Genomic DNA, 9,536 nt, shown 5'->3' on the forward strand with positions numbered 1-9,536 from the left:
AGACTTGAAAAAGAAGGCATTTGGCCCAGTTTACGACTTGATTTAAACCATGAGTAAATTGTGATTTTAGTATGAAGGAGCCTGGCATGGAAAGAGAATCCATGGAATTTGATGTTGTTATTGTTGGCGGTGGACCATCTGGTTTATCTGCAGCAATTCGCCTGATGCAATTGGCTGAAGAAAAAGGCCAGGAGTTGATGGTATGCGTCATTGAAAAAGGTTCAGAAATTGGTGCGCACATTTTGTCCGGCGCTGTCGTTGATCCGTTAGCGATTAACGAGCTTATTCCTGATTGGAAAGAGAAGGGTGCTCCGCTCAATACACCTGTTGTTGATAATCAACACTGGGTTTTGACGGAAAAAGGCAAAACGTCTCTACCTCATTTCTTTATGCCGCCTCTGCTGTCTAACAAAGGTATGTATACGACGTCACTTGGTAACTTTACCCGCTGGCTTGGCGAGCAAGCGGAAGCGATGGGTGTTGAGATATACCCTGGCTTTGCGGGTTCTGAAGTATTGTTTCATGAAGATGGTCGCGTCAAAGGTGTTGCCACCGGCGATATGGGCATTGGTCGTGACGGTAAACCGAAGGCTAGCCACGAACCCGGTATGGAATTACATGCAAAATATACTTTATTTGCTGAGGGTTGCAGAGGGTCGCTTTCCAAGCAGCTTGAAGAGAAGTTTGATTTGCGCGCAAACTGCCAATTTCAAACATACGGGATCGGCATTAAAGAGCTGTGGGATATAGATCCGGCAAAACATGTGCCAGGCAGGGTTATTCACTCGCAAGGCTGGCCGCTGGATAATGGTACGGCTGGTGGTGGGTTCATCTATCATCAGGAAAACAATCAGATAGCTATCGGCTTCGTTGTTACACTTGATTACGAAAACCCTTATTTGTCACCGTTTGATGAAATGCAGCGATATAAGAACCATCCTGCTGTTCGTGAAATACTGGAAGGTGGGCGCCGCGTATCATACGGTGCGCGGGCTATTAACGAAGGTGGTTTGCAATCTGTCCCAAAACTGTATTTCCCGGGCGGGGCTCTCATTGGGTGTGCTGCAGGTTTTGTTAATGTGCCGCGCATTAAGGGAAGTCACAATGCGATGAAGTCAGGCATGCTGGCGGCAGAAAGTGCATTTGATGCAATTGCAGCAGGTTCAAATGGTGACGTTGAATTGGCGGGCTATGAACAAGCATTTAAAGACAGTTGGATATACAAGGACCTTTACAAGGTAAGAAATTCACGTCCGGCTTTAAGTAAGTTTGGTATCAAGCTCGGCACATTCTATGCTGGTTTTGATATGTGGATGAATACAATTGGACTGGGCGGGTTGATGCCTACTTTGAAGCATCAACACAAGGATAATGAAGCCACTAAAAAGGCAGCAAACGCCAAGCCGATTGATTATCCAAAACCTGACGGCGTTATCTCTTTTGATAAGCTGACTTCTGTCTTTTTATCGAACACAAATCATGAAGAAGATCAGCCCATTCATTTGACGTTGAAGGACGAGGCAGTGCCGGTGAGTGTTAACCTGTCAGAATATGCCGGACCGGAACAGCGCTTTTGTCCGGCTGGCGTATACGAGTTTGTTGGTGAAACAGGTGAGGAAAAACGCCTGCAGATCAATGCTCAGAACTGCGTACACTGTAAAACATGTGATATTAAAGATGTGACGCAAAATATTAACTGGGTTGTTCCTGAAGGTGGCGGTGGCCCTAACTACCCAAATATGTAATAGGCTAGTCTAAAGTTAGTACTTTAGTATCCAAGGCAAGTTTTGATGGTATTACGCTTTAAATATGTACTTATGGCTCTTGGGTTAGCTGGCTGCGCTACTGCGCCCAGCGTGCCCGAGTTCTCAAATGTTCCAAATTCACTGCGCAGTGAATTTGCTGTAAGTGATACAGATCAGAGCATGTATGGCCCATTTGTTGCTGCAACGCTCGCGCAACATGATAGCGCGTTTGCAGACGCGGCTGAATATTACATGCGGGCACTTGAGGTTGACCCAGACAGTCGTTTCGTAGCCGACCGTGCATTTTTTCAGCTTTTGTATGCTGGCCGCATGGAAGAAGCCGGGAAGGTGGCTGTTACGCTCGCTCAAAGTGAAGCCGGTGTTGAAAACGATGATTTGGTTTCTATTCTATATGTGCTTGAAGCGTACAAGCGTCGGGATTGGCCAACTGTAAGGCAGCGGCTTGATGGTTCCAAGATGGCAGGTTTTGGTGGGCTAGTTTCGCCGATTATCAGAGCTTGGTCTTTCGTTGCTGAAGGTGATATTGAAAGGGCTCGCTTAGCACTTTTTCCTATGCTGGAAGACCAACGTTTGAAACCGATTGCTGATGAGCATTTAGCCTATATGTTTGACCATCTGCAGGATTTTGAAAGCGCAGAAGCCGAATACTTACAGCTAGCAGACGCAACCCAGCCTGCTTCATTGCAGCCATTTGTAGCGTATGCAGATATGTTGGCAAGAAATGGCAAGCGTGATGAGGCTCGTTCTTTCATGGGCAAAGTTGCTGCGCAGTATAACAATAACCGTTTTTTACTACGCGAAGGTATGTTGATTGCGGCAGGAAGGCCTCCGAGCCAGCGCACTGCAAACCCTGACGGTGCTTTGGGCTCAATGTTCTTCAGGTTAGCTTCTGAGTTTTCACAAGGTAGTTCGCCGCAAGCCGCAGTCGTTTATTTGCGCATGGCATCATACCTCACACCTGAAGTTGCCGATATATACTTTATGCTTGGTAATTTGATGGATCAGCTTGATAACCCGCGTGCTGCTGCTACCGTATACGACACAGTGCCAGCGTCAAGTATCTTGCACCGAGCAGCCCAAGAGCGCAAAATCAACGCATTAAGGCGTATTGGGCAAATACAACAAGCTGAAGACAGTCTAAGAAATGCCCTGCGGGATAATCCGGAAGATGCTAATTACCTCACATCCCTTGGTGATTTACTGAGAGGGAAAGAGGATTTTGATGAGGCAATTCTAAGGTACTCAACAGCTATTGATATTATGAAAGCTGCAGGCAAAGAAGAATGGTTTGTTTATTTTGCACGCGGTGTATCATATGAGCAGGCTGGTGATTGGGAAAAAGCCGAATATGACCTGACACGAGCACTTAGCCTCAGTCCCAACGAACCTAGTGTTTTAAACTATCTTGGGTACAGCTGGATTGATCGCGGCCTCTATATCGAGAAAGCGAAAGGCTATATTGAGAAGGCTGTTGAAGAACGCCCTAATGATGGTTTTATTATTGATAGTTTAGGGTGGGTAAATTACCTCACTGGTGATTATGAAGAAGCAGTTAAGTTATTGGAGCAAGCTGTAAGGATTGAACCAACTGATGTAACCATTAATCATCATTTAGGTGATGCGTACTGGCAAGTTGGGCGAGAAATCGAAGCCCGTTTTCAATGGCAGCATGCAATAGACAGTAATCCAAAAGCTGATGAATTAGCTCAGTTACAGCGTAAATTAGATTTAGGGCTGCCTAAGGAATCCTGATCGTGGGCTTCGACAAAAGACCAAAACCAGAGTTAGGCCCAGATGGCAGCATATATGTGCGAGCGCCTGCTAAAATCAATCTGTTTTTGCATGTAACAGGACGTAGAGATGACGGGTATCATACTCTAGAGAGTTTATTCGTTTACACGAAACGGGGTGATTTGTTGCGGATAAAGCCCGCAGATTGCCTTGAGTTAAGTGTGTCAGGCCCGTTTGCGCATGTGCTTGAAGATACTGATCCTTCCAAAAATCTTGTTTTTGCGGCAGCACATAAATTGGCCGCGTTTGCAGGTGTTGATTGTCGTGCCGATATTGAGCTTGAGAAAAACCTGCCTATAGCATCTGGCCTTGGCGGCGGTTCAGCTGATGCCGCTGCGGCCTTGGTGGGTCTCAGCAGGTTTTGGAATCTAGATATATCAGTTGATGATCTGTTGTCGATAGCGCTAGAACTTGGTGCAGATGTTCCGGCTTGCTTATATAGCGAATCGTTAATGGCACGTGGTATAGGTGAAAAAATTACGCCGCTAACGTTACCGTGGGATGCTGGTGTCGTTATTGTAAACCCTAACGTTGCTGTATCCACACCAATGATATTTAAAGGTTTCAGGGAGTATCGAGAAAAACGTAACTTACCGCCTTTTGATATTGCATTGCGAGATGTGCGAGCGGTAACAACTGATATAAACGCATTAAATTTGTTAACCTCTAACAGTCTTCAGGATGCTGCCTGTACGATTTGCCCGGAAATTATGGAGGTTACGCGCTTCATAAAACAGAATAGCCAAACGGATTTTGTGCGGATGACTGGCAGCGGTGCAAGTGTTGTAGCTCTATACCATAATAAAGAGGCAGCTAATGCTGTTGCAAGCAGGGTTCGCGAACATGCGCCGCATTGGTGGGTGATGGCTGACGAGATTGCATCATAAGTGTTTCAGGCGCCGACTTGACTAATACTAAGTCGGTATAACAAGTATGTAAAAACCCGGCAGAACTACATGTGCTATCCAGTATTTTAATATTGAAAAAAAATTGCGACAAAAGGCTGAAAAATAGCTTTACAGCATGGGTCAGTTTCTTTACAAACCGCGGCACACTATGGTGGGGCGTCGCCAAGTGGTAAGGCACCGCTTTTTGGTAGCGGTATTCGCAGGTTCGAATCCTGCCGCCCCAGCCAGTTCCCTTGGAACTGAAGACGGCAGTATCAGCCAAAAAATCAAGCAAATACAATGGGGTACCTGCAATACAAGCACTCAATATGCAGACTCGAATCACTGTAAACCCTTGATTTTTATTACATTTTTTATTACAATTTTTATTACTTTTTTTATTACATCGCTTCCAATTGCCGCCAAATGGAAGGACTAAAAAGTGGGTGTTAACTGCAAAGACAAATACCTGAAATGGATTAAAGGACATGCCTATTATTATCGGCGGGTTCCCAAGGACCTATTGTCTTTATATGGCGGTCGTCCTTTCATTCAGCAGTCGCTGGACACCAGTAATTTACTGCAAGCGCTCCTCCGCCGCGACAGCATCAACGAAGCGATAGAGGAAACATGGGAAAAATTCCGCAAAACCGGATGCGATCCAGCGGCGCGGAACCGGTTTGAAGCCGCCGTTGCCAATGCCCGGCAGTATGGGTTCGACTATAAAACTCTACCCGAGTTGGATGCCGCTCCTGTGAGTGAACTGGTAGAGCGATTGAATGTTGTCGATGAAATCAAAAGTCCGGCACAAAAGATCGAAGCAGCCGAAGCCTTGCTTGGCACCGTTGAGAAACCTGAGTTGCCCTTGTCGGAAGCGCTCGAAATTTATTGGGAGAACACACGAGACAAAATCAGGGGGAAAAATGATTCCCAGACAAGAATTTGGACCCATGCGCGCAAGCGGTGTGTGCGCAAGTTTATCAAGGTGATCGGCGATAAGGATATTTATCAAATAACCCGGCCGGATGCGATTGAATACCGTAACTGGTGGCTGGATCTGGTCGAAGCGGATGAAGTGAAAGCCGACACGGCCAACAAAGATATGGAGCTGTTAAGCGGCATTATCCAAAAAGTGTTCGATGTTCAGGGTATCAATCTTAAAAGCCCGTTTTCAGGCGGACTGAGGTTACAGAAAGGCTATAGCGAAGAACGGGTATCGATGACCAAGAAAGAGATTTTGCATTGCCTTTATAATAATAACCCTCTTGCAGGTCTCAATGAGCAGGCGCGCCATATCGTCTATATATGTGCTGAAACCGGTGCTCGGCCCGTTGAGGTCATCACCCGCGCGCCAAATGATATTGTGCTGGACGCGGACGTGCCGCATTTCAAGATACGGGAAAACAAATTCGGCATGCTGAAAACCAAAGTTAGCAGGCGCGATATTCCTCTGGTTGGATCGGCTCTGAAGGCTTTTCAGAAATTTCCGGGCGGGTTTCCACGATACGTGGAAAGGCACGTTAGCTGCGTGAATGCCATTGGTAAATTTTTCCGGGAAAACAAAATACTTGTTCCTGGTGCTACTCTTTATAGCCTTCGTCACGGATTTCAGGACCGGTTGAACGAAGTCGAGACGCCTGAACGAATGCAGGTCGAGTTGTTTGGCCACGCGCTTGGGCGACCAAAGTACGGCGCTGGACCTGCGTTGAAGGTGAAGCAGCGCTGGATGCAGAAGCTAATGCTTTCGCAGGATTTACCCGGCGGCGATTAGCTATACTGGCTGCCAGATTGCGCGCTTTTTGTTGTTCAATAGATTTTGTAATGTGTGCTGCATGCCGTCGTTCAATCAGTTGGAAAAACCCGAGAAACCTGTCGCCGTAATCACAAGTGATTTCGGCTGCAATCCTAAGAGCACGATCTAGATCTTCGCAGGTCCGGTCCTCGCCTGAAAGACGTTCCGGGGGGGTCCAGTTTGGAGGCCGTTTAATGTTGTGAGCGCTCAACTGTTGTCCTTCTGCAGAAGGTCCAACTATTCTTTTCGAGCCTTTTTATTAAGCCATAAAAAACGTAATTTGACAATAGGGCTGGTTGAGTTTCAATTTGCCTTTGTTCAGAAAAGCCAATTCAAACCCAAAAAAGATACCCTCTATAATGGCTTATGACGGTCTGGTCTCGCCTATCTTCAAATTGGATTTAATCCTCCAAACCAGCTGGTGTATTTTGTTAGGCGGTAAAGAGGTCTGGTCATCGCGGCGCAAACCATAGGCACATGGTTGCGGACAATAAGAATAGCATCAGTGGTTATTAGTGTAACACCACAATAAAGTATCATACTTTGGCAATGGATATTTCTCTCTAGAGGAACATGTATGTCCGCATTTAGAGCGTTTCCAGTCACTGAACAGGAAGAAAATATCGTCGGCTAGTCGCCAAGAGGGGACTTTCGTTCGGAAGCTGACTACCGAAACTGAAAGGCAGAGAACGACCCAAGCGGACACCGAACCCGTACTTTTTGGAAAATAACATTACGGATTTGAACAAGCCGCTCCGGCGTTAGCAAAACCTTAATCACTGCCCATTTTCTGAATCAAAGATGCTCGGCGCAAAGATAGTGGCCCGGAGAAAAAAACTGAAACAACAGAAAAGTACATGCAAACAGTTGGGGATCGATGAGGCAGTTTTAGCAAAAAATGAAATGGATATCGTTTCCGCCTTATAGGAGAATGCAATACAGCTTACCAGCTAGCTGGTAAGCGAGCTTGGAGATAAAAGAACCTCAGAACTGCAATCAGGGCAATACTAAACGGGCCACAATTGTCGCCTTCACACTCCCCTCTGCAATCCCTAAGTCAAGTTTACCAATGCGAACTTTACTTAATTCTTACAGCCATTTTTTTCACAGGTGATTTTTTCAGACGAGGCCACCCAATGATCGGCGTTTTTCCTTGTGTCAAAGCCACATCCTGTAACACCACCTTTTGTTCCCTGATGTACCTCATTTGTTGGTTTGTGCTTAACAGCCATCATTCACTCCTGTACGTTAACATTCTAGATTCGCAACCAATCTCGATATTAACAAAAAACGACTAAAAAATATACTTCTGTTTAAGTTTCTCTAACATATCGTGGAAATTATTAGCCCACCTAATTCAACCGTTAACAGTGTCACAAATCTATCAGCTTTCGGTTGGTCGCTGCGCAGTAATAAATGGGCCGCGTTGCCACGCAGCCATTTTTATTTTCTATTGAAATATCAACTTTGTGCGTTGTTTAATGCGCTAGTATGGGTAACTGAAATAAAAATTGAAGGAAATTTAGTGAATATAATAGGTCACGGTGTTGATGTCGTTGATGAATGCAGGATGACAAAGATATTTGAAACAATGTGGGCACTTGTCCGCACAAATTACTACACCGCGGACGAGATCGCGGCATTCGACACTAATTCTAATAATTACAGAAGCTTAAGTGGAAAAATCGCCGTTAAAGAGGCTGTACTAAAAAGCTTGGAGCTAGGCCTCGGCAACGGTGTATCTTTTAATCAAGTTAGCATATCACGTCAGCGCAACGGCGGCATCAGAATTCTATTGCTGGATAAAGTCAAAGATCGTGCCGAGACACTTGGTGTAGAAAATTTTCTTGCGAGTGTCAGCTATTGTGATGGCAAAGCGCATGCAAGCGTTATTGCGGTAAGCGGTTAGACTCCGATGTGCTCAATAAGCCTTTGCTGCCGGTCCACACGAACTATGCCGCCATTGTTTTTTTGGAGACTGTTCCAAATATTGCAGCCATCGATAATTGCCTTCTGCCAATCGGCCGGCGAACGGCAAGATACTTCCAAATGACCTGTCATTTTGAGATGCCCCTAGTTTGTTAGACACCTTGCGATTTCATTTTAGTTTGTTGTTCAAAATCGACGGGAGACAACAACCCGTTGTTACCATGCTTTCTTTTTGGATTGTAAAACATTTCGATGTAATCGAAGACGTCTTGGCGAGCATCCTTGCGGGTTGCGTAGGTTTTGCGCCTGACGCGTTCGCGCTTTAACAGGTGGAAAAAGCTCTCAGCAACAGCATTATCATGGCAGTTGCCGCGCCTGCTCATGCTGGCTTCCAAATTGTGAGCGCCGAGGAACTTCTGCCACTCATGGCCTGTAAACTGGCTGCCCTGATCAGAATGAATGATCACCTTTTGCTTTGGTTTGCGACGCCAGACAGCCATCAGCAAGGCACTCAACACCAAATCCATCTGCATACGGGGTTGCATAGACCAACCCACCACGCGGCGGGAATAAAGATCAATGACAACGGCCAGATATAGCCACCCCTGATGCGTGCGAATATACGTAATGTCCGTGACCCAGGCATGATCTGGCAGGGCCACTTTGAAGTCTTGCTGTAATCTGTTGGCTGCAACAATCGCAGGTTTGCCACCGTAAAAACCAGCTTTGCGCCGGTAGCCTATTTGTGCTTTGACGCCCGCAATGCTTGCCAGTCGTGCCACACGGTTCGGGCAGCAGGTCTCACCGAGCGACCGCAGGTCGTCATGAAGTTTGCGGTATCCATAAACACAACCACTCTCAAGCCAGGCTTGTTTGATGAGCCCGATAAGCCGGTTGTCATCTCTGGCCCGCTTACTGAGAGGCTTCTTGACCCAGCCATAGAAACCACTGTGATGAACCTTCAGGACGCGGCACATCACCCGCACACGAAACACAGTTTGGTGCGCCTGAATGAAGGCGTACTTCACTACGCATCCCTTGCGAAGTACGCCGTTGCCTTTTTTAGGATATCTCTTTCTTCGGTGACTCGAAGCAACTCAGCTTTTAACCGCCTGATCTCAGCGCTGTCAGCAGCTTCCTGCTTGCGTTCCTTGCTTGGCTTTGAAAAAAGCTTCTTCCAATCATAAAGGGACTTTGTACAAACACCAAGCCGTTCAGCCACCTCTTTGACGCTGTACCCTCGGTCTGTGATCTGAGCGACCGCATCGCGCTTGAATTCTTCTGTATAACGAACACCTATCGGCATAATCTATAAACTCCTTGCTTCCATTTTATAATGAACAAGGTGTCTACAAATCTAGGGGCATCTCA

General features: G+C 46.3%; 8 protein-coding genes and 1 tRNA gene. 6 read left to right on the forward strand and 3 right to left on the reverse strand.

Annotated elements, in window-relative coordinates; genetic code table 11:
• The first annotated feature begins 86 nt into the window (after positions 1–86).
• The 5 genes from OEU88_RS09660 (at position 87) to OEU88_RS09680 (ending at position 6,215) form a co-directional block, all read left to right on the forward strand.
• Positions 87–1,745, forward strand: a complete 1,659-nt coding sequence (locus OEU88_RS09660; protein ID WP_262694953.1) for an electron transfer flavoprotein-ubiquinone oxidoreductase — start codon at positions 87–89, stop codon at positions 1,743–1,745.
• Between the two features lie 45 nt (positions 1,746–1,790).
• Positions 1,791–3,518 (forward strand): tetratricopeptide repeat protein, encoded by a 1,728-nt coding sequence (locus tag OEU88_RS09665; protein ID WP_262694954.1) that lies wholly within the window; start codon positions 1,791–1,793, stop codon positions 3,516–3,518.
• Between the two features lie 2 nt (positions 3,519–3,520).
• Entirely contained in the window at positions 3,521–4,444 is a 924-nt protein-coding gene (locus OEU88_RS09670) for a 4-(cytidine 5'-diphospho)-2-C-methyl-D-erythritol kinase (RefSeq protein ID WP_262694955.1), read from the forward strand.
• Between the two features lie 173 nt (positions 4,445–4,617).
• Positions 4,618–4,692 (forward strand) — tRNA-Gln (locus OEU88_RS09675).
• A 194-nt stretch (positions 4,693–4,886) separates the two neighbouring features.
• On the forward strand, positions 4,887–6,215 hold the full coding sequence (locus OEU88_RS09680) for a DUF6538 domain-containing protein (protein WP_262694956.1): 1,329 nt from the start codon (positions 4,887–4,889) through the stop codon (positions 6,213–6,215).
• Positions 6,216–7,318: 1,103 nt separating this feature from the next.
• On the opposite strand, the gene OEU88_RS09685 is transcribed toward OEU88_RS09680, so the two are convergent.
• Positions 7,319–7,468: a hypothetical protein gene (locus OEU88_RS09685; RefSeq protein WP_262694957.1), complete on the reverse strand. Its 150-nt coding sequence runs from the start codon at positions 7,466–7,468 to the stop codon at positions 7,319–7,321.
• 293 nt (positions 7,469–7,761) lie between these two features.
• Here OEU88_RS09685 and OEU88_RS09690 point away from each other — a divergent pair, with 293 nt between their 5' ends.
• The gene (locus OEU88_RS09690) at positions 7,762–8,145 is read left to right on the forward strand and encodes a holo-ACP synthase (protein ID WP_262694958.1); all 384 of its coding nucleotides are present in this window, start codon (positions 7,762–7,764) and stop codon (positions 8,143–8,145) included.
• Here OEU88_RS09690 and OEU88_RS17685 read toward each other — a convergent pair.
• Both OEU88_RS17685 and OEU88_RS09695 read right to left on the reverse strand, forming a co-directional pair.
• Positions 8,142–8,297, reverse strand: a complete 156-nt coding sequence (locus OEU88_RS17685; RefSeq protein ID WP_394805237.1) for a hypothetical protein — start codon at positions 8,295–8,297, stop codon at positions 8,142–8,144. The genes OEU88_RS09690 and OEU88_RS17685 overlap by 4 nt on opposite strands.
• A 20-nt stretch (positions 8,298–8,317) precedes the next feature.
• Positions 8,318–9,471 (reverse strand): IS3 family transposase gene (locus tag OEU88_RS09695; protein ID WP_262694959.1). Its coding sequence is split into 2 segments (ribosomal slippage): positions 8,318–9,231 and positions 9,231–9,471, totalling 1,155 coding nucleotides; the frame shifts between segments, so codons are not numbered across the junction.
• Between the last annotated feature and the right edge of the window lie 65 nt (positions 9,472–9,536).

Origin of the sequence: Kordiimonas aquimaris (genome assembly GCF_025574485.1) — a bacterium.
GTDB classification, from domain to species: Bacteria; Pseudomonadota; Alphaproteobacteria; order Sphingomonadales; family Kordiimonadaceae; genus Kordiimonas; species Kordiimonas aquimaris.